This is a genomic window from Burkholderia mycopellens, from assembly GCF_964265025.1.
Taxonomy (GTDB): domain Bacteria; phylum Pseudomonadota; class Gammaproteobacteria; order Burkholderiales; family Burkholderiaceae; genus Burkholderia.
This window is the reverse complement of record NZ_OZ183802.1, coordinates 2,889,899-2,908,792: the sequence shown is the minus strand read 5'-3', so window position 1 is coordinate 2,908,792 and position 18,894 is coordinate 2,889,899. Positions and strand designations below refer to the sequence as shown.

General features: G+C 69.1%; 17 protein-coding genes. 11 read left to right on the top strand and 6 right to left on the bottom strand.

Annotated elements, in window-relative coordinates; genetic code table 11:
• The first annotated feature begins 37 nt into the window (after positions 1 to 37).
• From kdpB to ACPTTC_RS13400, 11 genes are all read left to right on the top strand, one after another.
• Positions 38 to 2,122 (top strand): potassium-transporting ATPase subunit KdpB, encoded by a 2,085-nt coding sequence (gene kdpB, locus ACPTTC_RS13450; RefSeq protein ID WP_226198831.1) that lies wholly within the window; start codon positions 38 to 40, stop codon positions 2,120 to 2,122.
• Positions 2,123 to 2,147: 25 nt separating this feature from the next.
• Entirely contained in the window at positions 2,148 to 2,729 is a 582-nt protein-coding gene (gene kdpC / locus ACPTTC_RS13445) for a potassium-transporting ATPase subunit KdpC (RefSeq protein WP_423392756.1), read from the top strand.
• Between the two features lie 162 nt (positions 2,730 to 2,891).
• A complete protein-coding gene (locus ACPTTC_RS13440; RefSeq protein WP_175951113.1) occupies positions 2,892 to 5,735 on the top strand; it encodes a DUF4118 domain-containing protein in 2,844 nt (947 codons plus the stop codon).
• Entirely contained in the window at positions 5,728 to 6,426 is a 699-nt protein-coding gene (kdpE, locus tag ACPTTC_RS13435) for a two-component system response regulator KdpE (RefSeq protein WP_175951114.1), read from the top strand. Before ACPTTC_RS13440 ends, kdpE begins: the two co-directional genes overlap by 8 nt.
• A gap of 158 nt (positions 6,427 to 6,584) precedes the next feature.
• A complete protein-coding gene (locus ACPTTC_RS13430) occupies positions 6,585 to 6,869 on the top strand; it encodes a DUF333 domain-containing protein (protein WP_423392755.1) in 285 nt (94 codons plus the stop codon).
• 145 nt (positions 6,870 to 7,014) lie between these two features.
• Complete coding sequence (gene sugE / locus ACPTTC_RS13425; RefSeq protein WP_423392754.1) at positions 7,015 to 7,335, top strand: quaternary ammonium compound efflux SMR transporter SugE; 321 nt, start codon at positions 7,015 to 7,017, stop codon at positions 7,333 to 7,335.
• Positions 7,336 to 7,546: 211 nt separating this feature from the next.
• Positions 7,547 to 8,164, top strand: a complete 618-nt coding sequence (locus ACPTTC_RS13420) for a DUF4126 domain-containing protein (RefSeq protein WP_011352729.1) — start codon at positions 7,547 to 7,549, stop codon at positions 8,162 to 8,164.
• On the top strand, positions 8,161 to 10,776 hold the full coding sequence (locus ACPTTC_RS13415; protein ID WP_423392753.1) for an ABC transporter permease: 2,616 nt from the start codon (positions 8,161 to 8,163) through the stop codon (positions 10,774 to 10,776). Before ACPTTC_RS13420 ends, ACPTTC_RS13415 begins: the two co-directional genes overlap by 4 nt.
• A gap of 43 nt (positions 10,777 to 10,819) precedes the next feature.
• Positions 10,820 to 11,230, top strand: a complete 411-nt coding sequence (locus ACPTTC_RS13410; RefSeq protein WP_175971469.1) for a group II truncated hemoglobin — start codon at positions 10,820 to 10,822, stop codon at positions 11,228 to 11,230.
• Between the two features lie 106 nt (positions 11,231 to 11,336).
• Positions 11,337 to 12,068: an alanyl-tRNA editing protein gene (locus ACPTTC_RS13405; RefSeq protein ID WP_423392752.1), complete on the top strand. Its 732-nt coding sequence runs from the start codon at positions 11,337 to 11,339 to the stop codon at positions 12,066 to 12,068.
• Positions 12,065 to 12,682: a DUF924 family protein gene (locus ACPTTC_RS13400; protein WP_423392751.1), complete on the top strand. Its 618-nt coding sequence runs from the start codon at positions 12,065 to 12,067 to the stop codon at positions 12,680 to 12,682. Before ACPTTC_RS13405 ends, ACPTTC_RS13400 begins: the two co-directional genes overlap by 4 nt.
• Before the next feature lie 182 nt (positions 12,683 to 12,864).
• Here ACPTTC_RS13400 and ACPTTC_RS13395 read toward each other — a convergent pair whose 3' ends face one another.
• The 6 genes from ACPTTC_RS13395 to ACPTTC_RS13370 all read right to left on the bottom strand — a co-directional run bounded on the left by ACPTTC_RS13395 (position 12,865) and on the right by ACPTTC_RS13370 (position 18,879).
• The gene (locus tag ACPTTC_RS13395) at positions 12,865 to 14,757 is read right to left on the bottom strand and encodes an ArnT family glycosyltransferase (RefSeq protein ID WP_423392750.1); all 1,893 of its coding nucleotides are present in this window, start codon (positions 14,755 to 14,757) and stop codon (positions 12,865 to 12,867) included.
• A 228-nt stretch (positions 14,758 to 14,985) separates the two neighbouring features.
• Positions 14,986 to 15,747, bottom strand: coding sequence for an SDR family oxidoreductase (locus tag ACPTTC_RS13390; RefSeq protein ID WP_423392749.1), 762 nt, complete (start codon positions 15,745 to 15,747; stop codon positions 14,986 to 14,988).
• 22 nt (positions 15,748 to 15,769) lie between these two features.
• Entirely contained in the window at positions 15,770 to 16,351 is a 582-nt protein-coding gene (locus ACPTTC_RS13385; RefSeq protein ID WP_043188888.1) for a TIGR00730 family Rossman fold protein, read from the bottom strand.
• Positions 16,348 to 17,106, bottom strand: a complete 759-nt coding sequence (locus tag ACPTTC_RS13380; RefSeq protein WP_423392748.1) for a TetR/AcrR family transcriptional regulator — start codon at positions 17,104 to 17,106, stop codon at positions 16,348 to 16,350. The genes ACPTTC_RS13385 and ACPTTC_RS13380 overlap by 4 nt, the downstream gene beginning before the upstream one ends.
• 205 nt (positions 17,107 to 17,311) lie before the next feature.
• Positions 17,312 to 17,848 (bottom strand): diacylglycerol kinase, encoded by a 537-nt coding sequence (locus ACPTTC_RS13375; protein ID WP_226198840.1) that lies wholly within the window; start codon positions 17,846 to 17,848, stop codon positions 17,312 to 17,314.
• The gene (locus ACPTTC_RS13370; RefSeq protein ID WP_423392747.1) at positions 17,845 to 18,879 is read right to left on the bottom strand and encodes a glycosyltransferase family 4 protein; all 1,035 of its coding nucleotides are present in this window, start codon (positions 18,877 to 18,879) and stop codon (positions 17,845 to 17,847) included. The genes ACPTTC_RS13375 and ACPTTC_RS13370 overlap by 4 nt, the downstream gene beginning before the upstream one ends.
• Between the last annotated feature and the right edge of the window lie 15 nt (positions 18,880 to 18,894).

Genomic DNA, 18,894 nt, shown 5'->3' with positions numbered 1-18,894 from the left:
ACACCTTGAAAAGACTGAAGAGATTGAAGAGATCGCAATGACTCAACATTCCGCAACACGGTCCATGTTCGATCCGGCGCTGCTGCGCCCGGCGATCGTGGACTCGTTCAAGAAACTCACGCCGCGCACGCAGTTCCGCAACCCGGTGATGTTCTGCGTGTACGTCGGCAGCATCCTGACCACGATCCTGTGGATCGCGGCGCTCGCCGGCCAGGCCGAGGCGCCCGCGGGCTTCATCCTCGCGATCGCGCTGTGGCTGTGGTTCACCGTGCTGTTCGCGAACTTCGCCGAGGCGCTCGCCGAAGGGCGCTCGAAGGCGCAGGCCGCGTCGCTGCGCAGCGCGAAGAAAGACGTGATGGCGAAGAAGCTCAACGAGCCGCACCCGAAGTCGCCGATCCGCATCACGACCGCGACCGAGCTGCGCCGTGGCGACGTCGTGCTCGTCGAGGCCGGCGACGTGATCCCGGCCGACGGCGAGGTGGTCGACGGGGTCGCATCGGTCGACGAATCGGCGATCACCGGCGAATCCGCGCCGGTGATCCGCGAGTCGGGCGGCGACTTCTCGTCGGTGACGGGCGGCACGCGCGTGCTGTCCGACTGGATCGTCGTGAAGGTCACCGCGAACCCGGGCGAGGCGTTCCTCGACCGGATGATCGCGATGGTCGAAGGCGCGAAGCGCAAGAAGACGCCGAACGAAATCGCGCTGACGATCCTGCTCGTCGCGTTGACGATCGTGATGCTGCTCGCGACCGCGACGCTGCTGCCGTTCTCGATGTTCTCGGTCGAAGCGATGAAGGCCGGCCACGTGGTGACGATCACCGCGCTCGTCGCGCTGCTCGTGTGCCTGATCCCGACGACGATCGGCGGCCTCCTGTCCGCGATCGGCGTGGCCGGGATGAGCCGGATGATGCAGGCGAACGTGATCGCGACGTCAGGCCGTGCAGTCGAGGCGGCCGGCGACGTCGACGTGCTGCTGCTCGACAAGACCGGCACGATCACGCTCGGCAACCGCCAGGCATCGACGTTCGTGCCGGCGCCGGGCGTGACCGAGGAAGCGCTGGCCGATGCCGCGCAGCTGTCGTCGCTCGCCGACGAAACGCCGGAAGGCCGCAGCATCGTCGTGCTCGCGAAGGAGCGCTTCAACATTCGCCAGCGCGACATGGGGCAGTTGCACGCGACGTTCATCGGCTTCTCCGCGCAGACGCGGATGAGCGGCGTCGACTTGCCCGGCCGCGAGATCCGCAAGGGTGCGGCCGATGCAATCCGCAACTACGTCGAGACACACGGCAGCCGCTTCCCGGAAGAAGTGCGCCGCGCGGTCGACGAAGTTGCGCGCCGCGGTAGCACGCCGCTCGTCGTGGCCGACCTGCATGAGGGTGCGGCGCGCGTGCTCGGCGTGATCGAGCTGAAGGACATCGTGAAGGGCGGCATCAAGGAGCGCTTCGCGGAACTGCGCAAGATGGGCATCAAGACCGTGATGGTGACGGGCGACAACCGGCTGACGGCCGCGGCGATTGCAGCGGAAGCAGGGGTCGACGATTTCCTCGCGGAAGCGACGCCGGAAACCAAGCTCGCGACGATCCGCGAGCACCAGGCGGCCGGGCGCCTCGTCGCGATGACGGGCGACGGCACCAACGACGCGCCGGCGCTCGCGCAGGCCGACGTGGCGGTCGCGATGAACACCGGGACGCAGGCGGCGAAGGAAGCCGGCAACATGGTCGACCTCGACTCGAACCCGACGAAGCTGATCGAGATCGTCGAGATCGGCAAGCAGATGCTGATGACGCGCGGCTCGCTGACGACGTTCTCGATCGCGAACGACATCGCGAAGTATTTCGCGATCATCCCGGCCGCGTTCGTGACCACCTATCCGCAACTGCGCGTGCTCGACATCATGCACCTGACGTCGCCGGCGTCGGCGATCCTGTCGGCGGTGATCTTCAACGCGCTGATCATCGTCGCGCTGATTCCGCTGGCGCTGAAGGGCGTGACGTACCGCCCGCTCGGCGCGGCGTCGCTGCTGCGCCGCAACCTGCTGGTGTACGGCCTCGGCGGCGTGCTGCTGCCGTTCCCGTTCATCAAGCTGATCGACATGACGCTCGCGGCGCTCGGCTGGGCCTGAGCCGGTCATATTTGAAGGAAACATCATGAAAACGTTGATTCGTCCGCTCGTCGTGATCTTTGTCGTGCTGACCGCGGTGACGGGGCTCGCGTACCCGGCCGTGATGACCGTGTTCGGCCAGACCGTGTTCCCGTCGCAGGCGAACGGCAGCCTGATCGAGAAGGACGGCAAGGCAGTCGGCTCCGCGCTGATCGGCCAGCAGTTCGATGCGCCGAAGTACTTCTGGGGCCGGTTGTCGGCTACCGCGCCGATGCCGTACAACGCGACCGGCTCCGGCGGCTCGAACCTTGGCCCGCTGAACCCGTCGCTCGCCGACCAGGTGAAGGGGCGCATCGCCGCGCTGCGCGACGCGGGCACCGACATGTCGAAGCCCGTGCCGGTCGACCTCGTGACGGCGTCGGCGAGCGGCCTCGATCCGGAGATCACGCCGGCCGCCGCCGCATACCAGGTCGAGCGCGTCGCGAAGGCGCGCAACCTGGCGCCCGACGCGGTCGCGCAACTCGTCGCCGCGAACACGACGGGCCGCCAGCTGGGCGTGCTCGGCGAACCGCGCGTGAACGTGCTGAAGCTGAACCTCGCGCTCGACGCGGCCCAGGCCGCGCACTGACCGCGCGTGCGGGCTTGCGGCGGCAACCGGCGTCCGGCGCGGCCCGATTCGCGCCGGACGCGCCTTTTCCCGACGGCGCATGCGCCGTCTTTGCCTTTTGCGGCGATTTGGAACAACAATGCTGGTACTCGCGCGCATCCGGGCGCTCCGCCTTTCTGACGCATGAATCGTCCCGATCCAGACCAACTCCTCGACAAGCTGCAGCGTGACGAAGAAAAGCAGCGGCGCGGCCAGCTCAAGATCTTCTTCGGCGCATCGGCCGGTGTCGGCAAGACCTATGCGATGCTGCAGGCCGCGCGCCAGCGCCTGCAGGAAGGCGTCGACGTCGTCGTCGGCATCGTCGAGACCCACGGGCGCAGCGAAACCGCCGCGCTGCTCGACGGCTTCGACGTGCTGCCGCTCGCGCGCATCGACTATCGCGGCCGCACGCTCACCGAATTCGATCTCGACGGCGCGCTCGCGCGCCAGCCGCAACTGATCCTCGTCGACGAACTCGCACACTCGAACGTGCAGGGCGCCCGGCACCTGAAGCGCTGGCAGGATGTGTACGAGTTGCTCGACGCGGGCATCGACGTCTACACGACCGTCAACGTCCAGCACCTGGAAAGCCTGAACGACGTGGTCGGCGCGATCACCGGCATCCGCGTGTGGGAGACGGTGCCCGACCGCGTGTTCGACGCGGCCGACGAAGTCACGCTCGTCGACTTGCCGGCCGAGGAGCTGCTCGAGCGGATGCGCGACGGCAAGGTCTATCTCGCGCAGCAGGCCGAGCGTGCGGTGCGCAACTTCTTCCGCAAGGGCAACCTGATCGCGCTGCGCGAACTGGCGCTGCGGCGCACGGCCGACCGGGTCGACGCGCAGATGCGCGAATACCGCGCCGACCGTTCGATCCAGCGCATCTGGCAGGCGCGCGAGCGGCTGCTCGTGTGCGTCGGGCCGGGCCCCGAGGCGCCGACGCTCGTGCGGGCGGCCGCGCGGCTCGCGGCGAGCCTGAAGGCCGACTGGATCGCAGTCTATGTGGAGACGCCGCGCCTGCAGCGGCTGCCCGATGCGCGGCGGCAACGCACGCTCGACGCGCTGAAGCTCGCGGCCGAACTCGGTGCGGAGACGGCCACACTCGCCGGCGCCGACGCGGTTGCCGCGCTGATCGGCTATGCGAAGGTGCGCAACGTGTCGAAGATCGTCGCGGGCGGCTCGCCGAAGGTCGGACTCATGCGTCGCTTCGTGCGGCCGTTCGGCGAGAAGCTCGCCGAACGCGCGGGCGACGTCGACCTGATGCTGATCCGTGCGTCCGCGAGCGACGAGGCGCGCGCCGCACCGCTCGACGCGCGTGCGCGCGACTGGCGCGATGCGTTCGCGCAGTTCGGCACGCATCGTTCGCCGCCGCGGCACTACGTGTATGCGGCCGCGATCTGCGCGGCGATCACGGTCGTCGCGAGCCTCGTCTCCGAGCGGCTCGACCTCACGAACCTCGTGATGCTGTACCTGCTCGGCGTCGTGTTCTCGGCCGTGCGGCTCGGGCGCGGCCCGGGCGTGCTGCAGTCGTTCCTGTCGGTGGCCGCGTTCGATTATTTCTTCGTGCCGCCGCGCATGTCGTTCTCGGTCAGCGACACGCAATACCTGCTGACCTTCTTCGGGATGCTGCTGACGTCGCTCGTGATCAGCCACTTGACCTCGACGCTGACGCGCCAGGCGAGCGTCGCGCAGCGCCGCGAGCGCCGCACCGGCGCGATTTATGCGATGGCGCGCGAACTGGGCGCGGCGCTGACGACCGAGCAGATCGTCGAGATCGGCAGCCGCCACGTGGGCGAGGTGTTCCGCGCGCGCGTCGCGTTCCTGCTGCCCGACAGCGCGGACAAGGTGCGGCAGAAGATCGAGGACCCCGACGCGGCCGTCACGCTGACGGGCGCCGATCTCGACAGCGATGTCGGCCAGTGGGTGTACGACCAGCAGAAGCCGGCCGGCCGCGGCACCGATACGTTGCCTGCGACGGTCGCGCTGTACTTGCCGCTGAAGGCGCCGATGCGCACGCGCGGGGTGCTCGCGGTTGCGTCGCGCGAGCCGCGCGAACTCGAGGTGCCGGAGCAGCAGCGGATGCTCGACGCATTCGCCGCGCAGATCGCGCTCGCGCTCGAACGCGTGCACTACGTGGAGATCGCGCGCGACGCGCTGGTGAGCATGGAGTCCGAGCGGCTGCGCAACTCGCTGCTGTCGGCGATCTCGCACGACCTGCGCACGCCGCTCACGACGATCGTCGGCTTCTCGTCGATGCTCGCGAACGGGCGCGCGGCCGCGCAGGGCGGCGACGCCGCGGCGGCCGAGCGCTTCGCGCAGCGCGAGGGCGAACTCGTCGACGCGATCCACGACGAGGCGCTGCGGATGACGGGCATCGTCACGAACCTGCTCGACATGGCGCGGTTGCAGGCCGGCAGCCTGCAGTTGAAGCGCCAGTGGTCGCTGCTCGAGGAAACCGTCGGCGCCGCACTCGCCGCATGCAAGCGCGTGCTTGCGCGTCATTCCGCGCGCGTCGTGCTGCCGGCCGACCTGCCGCTGCTGCAGATGGACGCGGTGCTGATGGAGCGCCTGTTCACCAACCTGTTCGAGAACGCGGCGAAGTACACGCCGCCCGATACGCCGCTCGACATCGGCGCCGAGCGCGTGACGGAAGACGGGCTGCCGTTCGTGCGCGTGCTCGTCGACGACTACGGCCCCGGCCTGCCGGCCGGGATGGAAACGCGAATCTTCGACAAGTTCACGCGCGGCGAGAAGGAATCGGCGACGCCGGGCATCGGCCTCGGCCTCGCGATCTGCCGCGCGATCGTCGAGGCGCACGGCGGTAAAATTGGCGCGCTCAACCGCACCGCGCCCGACGGCCACGTGACGGGCGCGCGCTTCTGGTTCACGTTGCCGGTCGAGACGCCGCCGGCCGCGCCTGCCGTACCCGACGACGAACCCGATGTGCCGGGCGCGTCGTCCCCATCCGAATCATTGCCAGACCATGAGTGAACCCAGCCTGACCGTCGTCCTGATCGAGGACGAAAAGCAGATCCGCCGTTTCGTGCGCGCCGCGCTCGAGGAGGAGGACATCGCGGTGTTCGAGGCCGAGACGGGCAAGCAGGGGCTGATCGACGCGGCGACGCGCAAGCCCGACCTCGTGATCGTCGACCTCGGTCTGCCCGATACCGACGGCCTCGACGTGATCCGGGAATTGCGCGGCTGGTCCGAGGTGCCGGTGATCGTGCTGTCCGCGCGCACGCAGGAGGAAGAGAAGGTCGCGGCGCTCGACGCCGGCGCCGACGATTACCTGACCAAGCCGTTCGGCGTGTCCGAACTGCGTGCGCGGATCCGCGCGCAACTGCGCCGGCGCAACCAGGGCGGTGCGAACGAATCGCCGAAGGTGAGCTTCGGCACCGTGAGCGTCGATCTCGCGCTGCGCCAGGTGTGGCGCGACAACGAGATCGTGCACCTGACGCCGCTCGAGTACCGGTTGCTCGCGACGCTCGTGCGGCACGCGGGGCGCGTGCTCACGCACCGCCAGCTGCTGCGCGACGTGTGGGGGCCGTCGCACGTCGAGAGCCACCACTATCTGCGGATTTACATGGCGCACCTGCGCCAGAAGCTCGAACGCGACCCGGCGCAGCCCGAGTACATCGTTACCGAGACGGGCGTCGGCTACCGGCTCGTCGGCGCCGCATGACGGGCCCGGCCGGGTCGCGGCGGCGCACGTGAGCATGACGTCGCGCGCCCGCACGGTTGCGCCGGCGCGACAGTCTCGCGGCCGACGAGCGCGTTGTACACCCGGCGCTCATTCCCCGTTATCCTGACCGTTCCGCGAACGAAAACGAGGAGCGTGCAATGTCCGTCCGTCTGGTCGTCATCTGTGCGCTGGCGCTTGCTGCGTCTGGCGCGTTCGCCCAACCGCTGCCGCCCGGGCAGCAACCGTCGTCGTCCCAGCAGGCGATGGCCAATCCCGCGTCGGTCAATTGCGCCAAGCTCGGCGGTCGCCACACGATCCGCAACCTGTCGAGCGGGCAGGTCGGCATGTGCGTGTTCAAGGATGGTCGCGTGTGCGAGGAGTGGGCGCTGTACCGCGATGACCGCTGCGTCGGCGGCGCCACGCCGAAGCGCGTATCGAACTGACCGGGCCCGGCCGGTCGCGTCCCCGATCGGCCCCCGGCCGCGCGCCGCGTCCGTAAGCATCTTGTTATACTCGGCGCCGCCCGGGGACGACCCCGGGTCATTCGTTTCAACGGGGACGGCCCCATCCGATACGGAGTACGTCGAGATGGCGTGGGTATGGTTGTTCATTGCCGGTTTGCTGGAAGTGGCCTGGGCGGCCGGCATGAAATCGTCGGACGGCTTTACGAAGCTCGGTCCGTCGGTGTTTACGATCGTGACGGCGCTGGCCAGCTTCGGGCTGCTCGCGGTCGCGATGCGCCAGTTGCCGCTCGGCACCGCGTACGCGGTGTGGACGGGCATCGGCGCGGTCGGTGCGTTCGTGTTCGGCATCGTGATGATGGGCGAGGCGCTGACCGTCGCGCGCGTCGCGAGCGCCGCGCTGATCGTCGCGGGGCTGATCGGCCTCAAGCTGTCGTCGGCTGCCTGACGAAGGCACCCGGGTGCCTCCGTGCCCGGGCGCCGCACTGCGGAATTGCGCCGGCCGCCCGTCCAGCCTGTCTATAATGGAACGCATTCGGGCCTGAATACCGTCGTGCTTTTCGCGGCACGCGGTGCCGGTCGCCACGCGCCGCGCGGCTGGTCTGTCCGCCTCGATCCGATCAATCGGCAAAGCGCACGGAAAGTGCAAGGAGAGGGCCATGATCGAAGCCATTTCGCTCGGCGCGGGGCTCGCGTGGGCGAGCGGCCTGCGCCTGTACCTGACGGTGCTGATCGCCGGCGTGCTGGCGCGGTTCGGCTGGCTCCACCTGCCCGACACGCTGGCCGTCCTGATGTCGCCGTGGGTCATCGGCGCCGCAGCCGTGCTCACCGTCACTGAATTCCTTGCCGACAAGATCCCCGCGTTCGACTCGCTGTGGGATGCCGTGCACACCTTCATCCGCATTCCGGCCGGTGCCGTGCTCGCAGCCGGCGCGCTCGGCCATGCGGATCCGACCGTGCTCGCGGTCGCGGGGCTCGCGGGCGGCTCGCTCGCCGGTGCCGCACATGTGGCGAAGGCCGGCACGCGAGCGATGATCAACCTGTCGCCCGAACCGATTTCGAACTGGATCGCCTCGTCGACCGAGGACGGCCTCGTGGTCGGCGGGCTCGTGCTCGCGTTCTTCGTTCCGCTCGCGTTCCTCGTGCTGCTTGCCGCCTTCATCGCGGCCTCCGCGTGGGCGCTCCCGCGCCTGTGGCGCGGCGTCTCCGGCGGCTTTCGCGGCATGGCGAACCACATGGTGTCGCGGCTGAACTCGATCGGGGGGAAGCGCGATTGAAGGAGCGGCAGCACGCGGCGCAGCCGCCGGCCGGGCAACCTGGTCGTGAGGTGAGCGCGCATGCCGGCCGCTTCGGCCTGCGCGACCTGGTCCGCCAGGCCGCACGCATGACCGCGCGCGACTGGCGCGCGGGCGAGTTGACGCTGCTCGTTCTTGCATTGGTGCTCGCGGTCGCGGCGCTGACGAGCGTCGGCTTCCTCGCCGACCGGCTGCGCCAGGGGCTCGAGCGCGACGCGCGCCAGATGCTGGGCGCCGATTTCGTCGTGCGGGCCGATCGCCCCGTCGACCCGTCGTTCGACGGGCAGGCCCGCGCGCTCGGCCTGCGTACCGCGACGACCGCGATCTTCCCGAGCATGATCGCGTCCGCCACGGGCGGGCAGGCGGCCGACGCTGCGCCCTCGCGCCTCGCGGCCGTGAAGGCCGTGTCCCCCGGCTATCCGTTGCGCGGCGCGGTCGAGATCCTGCCGGCCGGCGCTGCCGCCGCGCAGAAGGCCGCCGGGATTCCCGCGCCCGGCACCGTGTGGGCCGATCCGGCGCTGCTCGATGCGCTGCACCTGAAAGCGGGCGATACGGTGCGCGTCGGGCTGCGCGTGTTCAAGGTCGCCGCATCGATCTCCCGCGAACTCGATCGCGGTTTTTCCTTCGTCAATTTTTCGCCGCGGCTGATGATGCGCGCGGACGAGCTGGCCGCGACGGGGCTCACGGGCTATGGCAGCCGTGTCACGTACCGGCTGCTGGTTGCCGGCGACCAGCAGGCCGTCGCGCGCTTCGAAGCGTATGCGCACGCACGTGTCGATGGCGGGAAACTGCGCGGCGTCGGTCTGGAGTCGTTGCAGGAAGGCCAGCCGCAAGTGCGGCAGACGCTGGATCGCGCGCGCCACTTCCTGACGCTCGTCGCACTGCTCACCGCGCTGCTCGCGGCGGTCGCGATCGCGATGGCCGCGCAGCGCTACATGCGGCGCCATCTCGACGGCTGCGCGACGATGCGCTGCCTTGGCGTGAGCCGCCGCACGCTCGGCGCGCTGTTCGCACTCGAATTCGCCGGCATCGGGATCGTGTCCGGCACCGCAGGCGCGGTGCTCGGCTACGGCGGCCACTGGGCGCTGCTGGCCGCGCTCGGCGGCCTGATCGACGTGGTGCTGCCGCCGCCCACGCTGTGGCCGGCGCTGATCGGCGTGGGTGTCGCGCTCGTGCTGCTGCTCGGCTTCGCGCTGCCGCCGCTCGTGCCGCTCACGCGCGTGCCGCCGGTGCGCGTGTTGCGGCGCGAGTGGGGCGACGCGTCGCGCACGGCATGGGCCGCGTATGCGATTGGTGTCGTGCTGTTCGCGGGGCTGCTGATCGTGGCCGCCGGCAACCTGAAACTCGGGCTGATCGTCACGGGCGGGTTCGCCGGCGCGCTGGTCGGTTTCGCGCTGATCGCGCGGCTCGTGCTGTTCGCCGCCGCGCGCGCGGTGCGCAATGCACGCGTGGCCGCGGGCATCGGCTGGCGCTACGCACTCGCGTCGCTGCACCGGCGCGGCACGGCCAGCGCGCTGCAGATCACCGCGCTCTCGCTTGGCCTGATGTGCCTGCTGCTGATCGCGATCACGCGCAACGACCTCGTCGCGGGCTGGCGGCAGTCGACACCGCCCGATGCGCCGAATCAATTCCTGATCGACATCCAGCCGGACCAGCGCGCTGACGTCGCGGCCTACCTGAGCGCGCACGGTGTGCGCGACGCGGTGCCCGCGCCGATGGTGCGCGGCCGGCTCGTCGCGATCAACGGCAAGCCGGTGAATCCGGACGCGTACCCGTCCGAGGAGGCGCGCCGGCTCGTCGACCGCGAGTTCAACCTGTCTTATACGACCGAGCTGCCGTCCGACAACCGGATCGTCGAAGGCGACTGGTTCGGCACCGCGGCCACGCCGCAGATGTCGATCGAGGCGGGCCTCGCGAAGACACTGAACGTGAAGCGGGGCGACGTGCTGCGTTTCGACGTGACGGGGCTGACGGTCGACGCGCCGATCACGAGTGTGCGCAAGCTCGACTGGGGTTCGTTCCGCGTCAATTTCTTCGTGCTGATGCCGCCGCAGGTGCTGAAGGATTTCCCGGCCGTGTACCTGACGAGCTTCCATTTGCCGGCATCGGACGCCGCGCTGCTCGATCCGCTGATCGCGCGCTACCCGAACCTGACCGCGATCGACGTCGCGCCGATTCTCGCGCAGTTGCAGCGGATGATGCTGCAGGTGGTCGGCGCGGTGCAGTTCCTGTTCGCGTTCACGCTTGCGGCCGGCGTGCTCGTGCTGTACACGGCGCTGGCCGGCACGCGCGACGAGCGGGTGCGCGAAGCCGCGCTGCTGCGCGCGCTCGGCGCGTCACGGGCGCAGGTCAACGCGGTGCAGCGCGCGGAGTTCGTCGTGGTCGGCGCGCTGGCCGGTGCGCTGGCATCGGCGGGTGCGATCGCGGTCGGCTGGGTGCTTGCGTCGCGCGTGTTCGACTTCCAGCTCGCCGTCGATCCGTGGCTCGTGCCGGCCGGCATCGTGGCCGGCGTCGCGTGCGCCGGTGCGGCCGGCTGGTTGAGCCTGCATAATGTGTTGCGGCGCCCCGCGCTGCAGTCGCTGCGCGACGCATGAGCGTCGCCGGCGGCCCCGAAGATCCCGTTTTCCGACTATCCGTATGACCGATGTGAATGACGATGCGCCGTCGCAGCCGACGGCGTTCGAGCTCGTGGGCGGTGAAGCCCGCGTGCGCGAGATGGTGGACCGCTTTTACGACCTGATGGACCTCGAGCCCGAGTTCGCGCAGATTCGCGCGCTGCATCCGGTATCGCTCGACGGTTCGCGCGACAAGCTGTTCTGGTTCCTGTGCGGGTGGCTCGGCGGCCCGGACCACTACATCAGCCGGTTCGGCCATCCGCGGCTGCGCGCGCGGCACCTGCCGTTCCCGATCGCGTCGGTCGAGCGCGACCAGTGGCTGCGCTGCATGGCGTGGGCGATGGACGACATCGGGCTGCCCGAGCCGCTGCGCGAGCGGCTCATGCATTCGTTCTACGACACGGCCGACTGGATGCGCAACCGGCCCGGTTGATCGACCGGTACGCCGCCGCCCGCGCGCGGGACGATCTGCGTCTGGGCGCGCGCGCCGAGCGGCGCGACACTGGCCGCTTCCCCCCAATCGATACGAGGCTCGCCCGATGACGACACCAGCGCTGTTTCGCGAAGACGCATACCTCACGCAATGCGACGCGGTCGTCCTGGCCGTCGGCGACGACGGCATCCGGCTCGACCGCACCGTGTTCTATCCGCTTGGCGGCGGCCAGGCCGGCGACACCGGCACGCTGACGTTGCCCGACGGCAGCCCGATTGCGATTGCCGATACGCGCAAGGCCAGGTTCGACGGCGCGACGCCCGACGACGCCGTGCACGTGCCCGCACCGGGGCAGGAGGCGAGTGTCGCGGCGCTCGTGCCGGGCACGCGCGTGGTCGCGGAGATCGACTGGCTGCGCCGCTACCGCCACATGCGGCTGCATACGGCGGCACACCTGATGTGCGCGGTGCTGCCGTACGCGGTCGACGGCTGCAGCGTGACGGCCGACTACGTGCGGCTCGATTTCGCGACTTCCGACCCGATCGATCGCGATGACGTCGAGCGGCGCCTCGCCGGCCTGGTGGCCGGCGCACACCCGGTCACGACCGAATGGATCACCGACGACGAGATGGCTGCACGGCCGGACCTCGTGCGCACGATGAGCGTGAAGCCGCCGATGGGCCTCGGTCGTGTGCGGCTGCTGCGCATCGAGCAGGTCGACCTGCAGCCGTGCGGTGGCACGCATGTGCGCAACACGTCCGAAATCGGCGCGCTGCGGGTCGCGAAACTGGAAAAGAAGAGTGCGCGCACCCGGCGCCTCGTGCTGGAGTTTGCATGACGGTTGACGCCACCCACGCGGGCGCGGCGGCGCTCGATCCGCAAGCGCGCGAGATTCTGGATTTCTGGTTCGGCGAGCCGGGTTCGGCCGAATTCGGGCAGAACCGCAAGGTCTGGTTCAACGGCGGCGCGGCGTTCGACGACGTGCTGCGCACGCGCTACGGCGCATTGCTCGACGCCGCGTGCGACGGCGCTTGCGATCATTGGGCGGGCTCGCCGTCGGGGGCGCTTGCGTTGATCGTCGTGCTCGACCAGTTCTCGCGCAACATCCATCGCGGCACCCCGCGCGCGTTTGCCGCCGATCCGAAGGCACTCGCGCTCGCGCGCCGCGTCGTTGCGGCCGGCTGGGACGCGCAGTTGCCGAGCGGGCATCACCGCGCGTTTGCGTATCTGCCGTTCGAGCACGACGAGTCGGTCGAGAGCCAGCGCGAGGCCGTGCGCCTGTGCGCGGGCATCCGGGACGAGGCAGGGTGCGAGCGCTATCACCGCTTCGCGGTGCTGCACGCGGCCGTCGTCGAGCGCTTCGGCCGTTTTCCGCACCGGAACGCGATTCTCGGTCGGGCGTCGAGCGACGAGGAGATGGCGTTTCTTCGCGAGCCAGGTTCCTCGTTCTGACGATCCGGGCCGGCGGCGTGACGCGGGGGAGGGGGCAGGCCCGCGGAGTCGTGCGGGCACAATGTTAGCCGGGAGTGTTGGGCGGCGGCGCGCACTTCCAAGTGGCTGTTCGTTGCTCAGGCGGTGGTGCCGGTCCTTCCACGCCCGGCATGAGGGCAAGCACGACGCCGTGCCTCCCCGCATTACTCCAAGTGCTGTTCGGGCGTGCGTACGTACACGCGCAGCAGTTCCTCGTTGTCGCCCGGGCGTGCGCCCGTCCAGAACAGTTTCCATTCGTTGCCGGGCGCCGGATCGACGGCCCGCACACCCTGGACGATCATCCAGGTGCAGCGCGTCGTCTTCGCGTCGGCGATCGGCGTGTGCTGGATGCCCGAGAAGTAGTACAGCATTGGCGCTTCCGATTCACCGAGCCCGTGCAGGCTCGCCATGCAGTCGCCGTCGTTCCATTCGAGCGCGAGGTGCGCGTTCAGGTCGTCGAACACCGAGCGGTAGCTCTTCGCGATGTCGAGCCACGGCAGCAGCAGCGTGTAAATGAGCCCCCATGCGACGAGTGCGCCGGCGCCCCACGACAGCGCGCCGCGCCAGACGCCCGTCGCGCGCAGCTTCGGCAGCAGCGTCAGCCAGCCGACCGTCAGCGCGAGTGCACCGATCACGAGCGCGGGTTCGATCGGCATCGTCCAGTCGAGCGGCAGCCAGCGGCCAAGCAGCGCGAGATCCTTGCGCGACGAGGCCGGATCGGCCATCACCGCCCAGATTGCCCATGCGAGCGCGGCGGCCGTGCCGAACAGGATGCGGCTCAGGTAGTCCCACGCGAGATGCAGTTGGCGCGGCAGGCGTTCGATCGCCTGCGCAGCCACCAGGGCGAGCGGGGCGAAGAATGGCAGGATGTAGAGCTGGCGCGACGTTGCGGACACTTGCAGCACCACGAGCCCGATGCCCGCAAACATCACGGGCAGCGCGATGCGCGGTGTGCGCCAGTCACGCCACGCACCGCGCGCGAGCGCGACGATCGCGAGCGGCGCGACCGGGAAGCCGACGAGCAGGAACGCGCGCAGGATGAAGAACGGCTTGTCGTTTTCCGCGCCCAGTTCGGGGACGGAGAAACCGAAGAAGCGGCCGACGTTGTTATCCCAGAACCACGTCATGAACAGCGTCTCGGAGCGCAGGAACAGCGCGGTCGGCCAGATGAGCGCGAACGGCGCGAACACCAGTGCGGCGACGCCGAGCGAGCGCGCGAACGAGCGGGTGCGGCAGGCCGGATAGAGCATCAGTGCGCCGAGGAGCGTGGCGGCAAACACGAGCGGCACGAACAGCCCCTTCGTCATCAGCGCGATGCCGACGCCCGCGCCGAAGATCGGCGCGGCCCAGCGGCCCGGCGGCCGGACCGGCAGCCCGTGCCGCATCTGCTGCGCGCGGGCGACGTGCTGCATCACGAGTTCGAGCAACCCGCAGAAGCCGATTGCCGTGCCGGCGAACAGCGCGACGTCGGTCATCATGTCGTGTACGTGCTTGATGACGACGAGCGTGCCCGCGCTCAGCACGACGGGACCGATCACCCGCAGATCGAACCAGGAGTCTGCGCGACTGGCGACGCGCGCCGCGCGCGCGATGAAGCCGAACGCCAGTGCGGCGAACAGCGCGCTCGCGAGCCGTGCCGCGTCGTGCAGCGGCATCACGCGCTGCAGCATCCATGCGAGGCTGGTCGCGACCCACGCGTAAAACGGCGGCTTTTCCATGAACGGCAGGCCGGCATTGGTCGGCACGACGAAGTCGCCGGTCTCGAGCATGTGCTGGATGATGCCGAACGTGTAGGTTTCGTCCTGCTTCCACGGATCGTGGCCGAGCACGCCCGGCAGCGTATAGGCGCAGATCAGCGCGGCAACGAACAGCCACGTGCGCCAGCCGAGCAGGAGCGAGCGTTCGCGCGTGGTGCTGGCTGCGGCGGTCGAGGCGGCGACGGGCGTGCCGGCGGCGTCGAGCATTGCAGTGAGGCCGGCGTCGGCGGTCGAGCGGGTGTGCTGGGCCGGGGCGGGCACGGACGTGCGTCGCCGGCTGGGCGCTGCGGTTCCAGGCATGGAAGGAATCTCGGGTCGAGTCGAGCCGGTCCGGCGACATGGGCAGGACCGATTAGGGCCATATCAAGGGGTGGCGGACAGGTGTTTATGACATCTGTCTGAATGTCCGCTAGTAGACCACGGAATTGTTACGGAGGTTTACCGTTCGTGTCACGGAATTGTGGAGATTTGTGGTGTCGTGACGACGGATTGTTTCGGGCGGCGATTTTGAAGTGCCGCTGGGCGGAATTACCGGCCGCCTCCGACGTCGAGCAGGGCGCCCGTCGTGTAAGACGCCGCGTCGCCGAGCAGCCAGATGATCGCTTCGGCGATCTCCTGCGCTTCGCCCGCGCGGCCGAGCGGCGTCGTTGCGCCGAGGCGGGCCGCACGGCCCGGCTGGCCGCCGCTCGCGTGAATGTCGGTCTCGATCAGGCCGGGGCGTACCGCGTTGACACGCACGCCGTGCGGGCCAAGCTCCTTCGCCAGGCCGATCGTCAGCGAGTCGACCGCGCCTTTCGACCCCGCATAGTCGACGTACTCGTTCGGCGAGCCGAGCCGGGAGGCAATCGACGATACGTTGACGATCGCGCCGCCGTGGCCGCCGCGGTCGGTGGACAGCCGGCGCGCGGCTTCGCGCGCACACAGGTACGTGCCGAGCACGTTGGTGTCGAACATCCGCCGCAGCCGGTCGGCCGGCATGTCGGCGAGCGGCATCGACGGCGCGACGATGCCCGCGTTGTTGACGAGCGCGTCGACGCGGCCGAACGCAGCCGTCACGGTGTCGAACATCGCGACGACATCGGCTTCGTTCGCGACGTCGCCCGCGACGACGCACGCACGGCCACCCGCGTCGCGGACGGCCTGCGCGGTGAGTTCGGCCGCCGCCGCGTCGCGCGCGTAGTTGATGCCGACGTCCCAGCCGCGTTCGGCCGCGAGTACGGCGGTCGCGCGGCCGATGCCACGGCTCGCGCCGGTGATGAGGACGGCCTTGCGGTCGGACGGTGCGGTCATCGCGTGCGGGTTCCGGTGACGGTTACTTGGCTGCGTCGGGCGCCCACTTGTCGCGGGCGGGCGGCTGGTAGCGTCGCAGTCGCTCGATCAGTTCGACGGGTTCCGATTCGACGCACAGGGCGTCGAAATAGGCCGGACGCATGAAGCCCTCGTCGACCGTATGGCGCAGCAGCGCGATCAGCGGATCGTAGAACGAATCGATGTTGTAGAGCGCGACGGGCTTGCGGTGATAGCCGAGCTGCGCCCACGTGTAGACCTCGAAGAGCTCCTCGAGCGTGCCGGCGCCGCCGGGCATCGCGACGAACGCGTCGGACAGGTCGGCCATCATTTTCTTGCGGTGGTGCATGTCGGGCACGACGTGCAGTTCCGACAACCCCGTATGACCGACTTCCTTGTCGACGAGCAGTTCGGGGATCACGCCGACCGCACGGCCGCCGGCCGCCATCACTTCGTCGGCGATCACGCCCATCAGGCCGACCCGGCCGCCGCCGTAGACGAGCGTGAGGCCCGCATCCACGAGCGCGCGGCCGAATGCGCGCGCGGCGTCGGCATAGACGGGCCGCACGCCGGACGACGAGCCGCAGTAAACACACACTGCCTTCATTGCTTGGGATCCTTGGCGGGGGCTTGCCCAACGACGACCGGGCTGCCGGCGGGGCGCGGCGAGCCGTCGCGCGGCGGCAGGTAGTCGGTGAACTGGCGCTTCGGCAGCTTGCCGGAGACCAGGTCGTCGAACAACTGGCGCGAACGGCCGCGCAGGTAAGGTGCCATCACGGAGATCACGTGCATGCTGACCTGGTGCAGTTCCTCGCGGATCGCGTCCTGGTCGTTGTATTTGCGCGGATGCATCACGTACTGATACGACAGCCAGTACGTCGAAATGACGGCCATGTTGGTGGCGATGACCTCGATCTCGGCGGGCGTCGCGACCATCTCGGTGTCGGACACGAGCAGTTCGCACATGTCGCGCGCGAAGCGCACCTTGTGGCTGATGATCTGCTTGAAGTGCGTCTCGAGCGTGCGGTTGCGGGCAAGCAGGTCGTTGAGGTCGCGATACAGGAACCGGTAGGTCCACATGAAATCGGCCATGTACTGCAGGTATGACCAGGTTTCGTCGATTGTCGGACGATGATCTTCGGGAAAGCGCAGCCGCCGTTCGATCTGCTGCTCGAACTGCGCGAAGATGCTGTTGATGATGTCGTCCTTGTTGCGGAAATGGTAGTACAGGTTGCCTGGACTGATTTCCATTTCCTCGGCGATTGTCGTGGTCGTGACGTTCGGCTCGCCGATCTCGTTGAAGAGTTTCAACGACAACTCGAGAATCCGTTCGCGGGTGCGGCGGGGAGGTTTCGCTTCCATGTCGTCCGGCCCTGTGTGTGCCGGACTGGCGGGCGCTGCAATCGATGCTGCGTGATTCGTCCGGCGCGGGTTGCTGTTCTATGTCTAGCGGACGATTATAAACCGGGGTTTCGCCACATCGGGGCATTTCGTGAGCGCAGCCCCGTGCGGCGCATGTTGCAGCGCCGCACGCTGGCCGTACATCAAGTACCCGCCGGGCAGTCGCCTAGAAGCCGAGCCAGTGTGCGACGACCGGTCCGAGCACGAAGCCCCACGTCGTCACGCACGCGAACAGCGCGACCGTCACGGCTGCGCTGCCGAGGTCCTTCGCGCGCTTCGAGAGTTCGTGGCGCTCGAGCGAGATGCGGTCGATCGCGGCCTCGACGCTCGAGTTCAGCAACTCGACGATCAACACGAGCAGCACCGACGCGATCAGCAATGCACGCGATGCGGCCGGCACCGGCGCGAACGCGCCGATCGGGAGCATCAGCGCGGCGAGCGTGAGCTCCTGGCGAAACGCGCTCTCCTCGCGGATCGCGACACGAAAGCCGTTCAGCGAATGCTTGAGGGCGTACCAGGCGCGCGTGATGCCGCGGTGGCGCTTGTACGGGTTCGGCGGCAGCGGCGCGAGCCGATCGTCAGGGCCGAGCGGCTCGTGCGCGTGCACGTCGGCGTCGGCGTGCGGCTCTTCCTCGTCGAACGGCCGGTGCCGTTGCGGCGTTGCGTCGGGGGGCGGGGTCTTGTCGTTCAGGTCTCGTTTCAAACGGCGGCACCTTCTGCTGGCGAGTACGCGGTCTTCGGCAGCGGCTTCAGATGCGACGCGAACTGCTCGGATGCCGCGCGCCACGAGAAGCGTTCGGCCCACTCGCGCGCAGTGGTGCGTTCGATCTTCAGCGCCTCGAGGCAGGCTTCCTGCAGGTCTTCGTGCATTGCGCCGGCGTCGCCATCGCCGAGCACGTCGATCGGGCCCGTCACGGGATACGCGGCAACCGGCGTGCCGCAGGCGAGCGCCTCGAGCAGCACGAGGCCGAACGTGTCGGTGCGACTCGGGAACACGAACACGTCGGCGGCAGCATACACCTTCGCGAGCTCGGCCTGTGACAGCACGCCGAGATAGTTTGCTTCCGGATAGCGCGACTTCAGTTCCGCAAGCGCGGGGCCTTCGCCCGCGACCCACTTCGAGCCAGGCAGGTCGAGGCGCAGGAAGGCCTCGACGTTCTTCTCGATCGCGACGCGGCCCACGTACAGGAAGATCGGCCGCGCGGTATTGAGCACCTTCGATTCCATCGGCCGGAACACGTCGAGATCGACGCCGCGCGTCCACAGCACGACGTTCGTGAAGCCGAATTTCTCGAGATCCTGCTTGACGACCGGCGTCGGCGCCATCACCGCGAGCGACGGGCCGTGGAACCAGTGCAGGAAGCGGTAGGTGGCGGCGAGCGGGATGCCGAAGCGCGCCTGCACGTATTCCGGAAAACGCGTGTGGTACGCAGTCGTGTACGGCAGCTTGCGCGAACGCGCGTAGCGTCGTGCGGCGAGGCCGAGCGGGCCTTCGGTCGCGATGTGCAGCGCGTCGGGTGCGAACGCATCGATCCGTGCGCGCAGCTTGCGGTACGGCAGGATCGACAGGCGGATCTCGGGGTAGGTCGGGCAGGGCACCGTGCGGAATTCCAGCGGCGTCAGCAGTTCGACGCGGTGGCCGAGCGCGGTGAGTTCGCGCGACGTGCTCTTCAGCGTGCGCACGACGCCGTTGACCTGCGGTTCCCACGCGTCGGTGACGATCATGATCTTCATCGCGGCTTTGTCCTG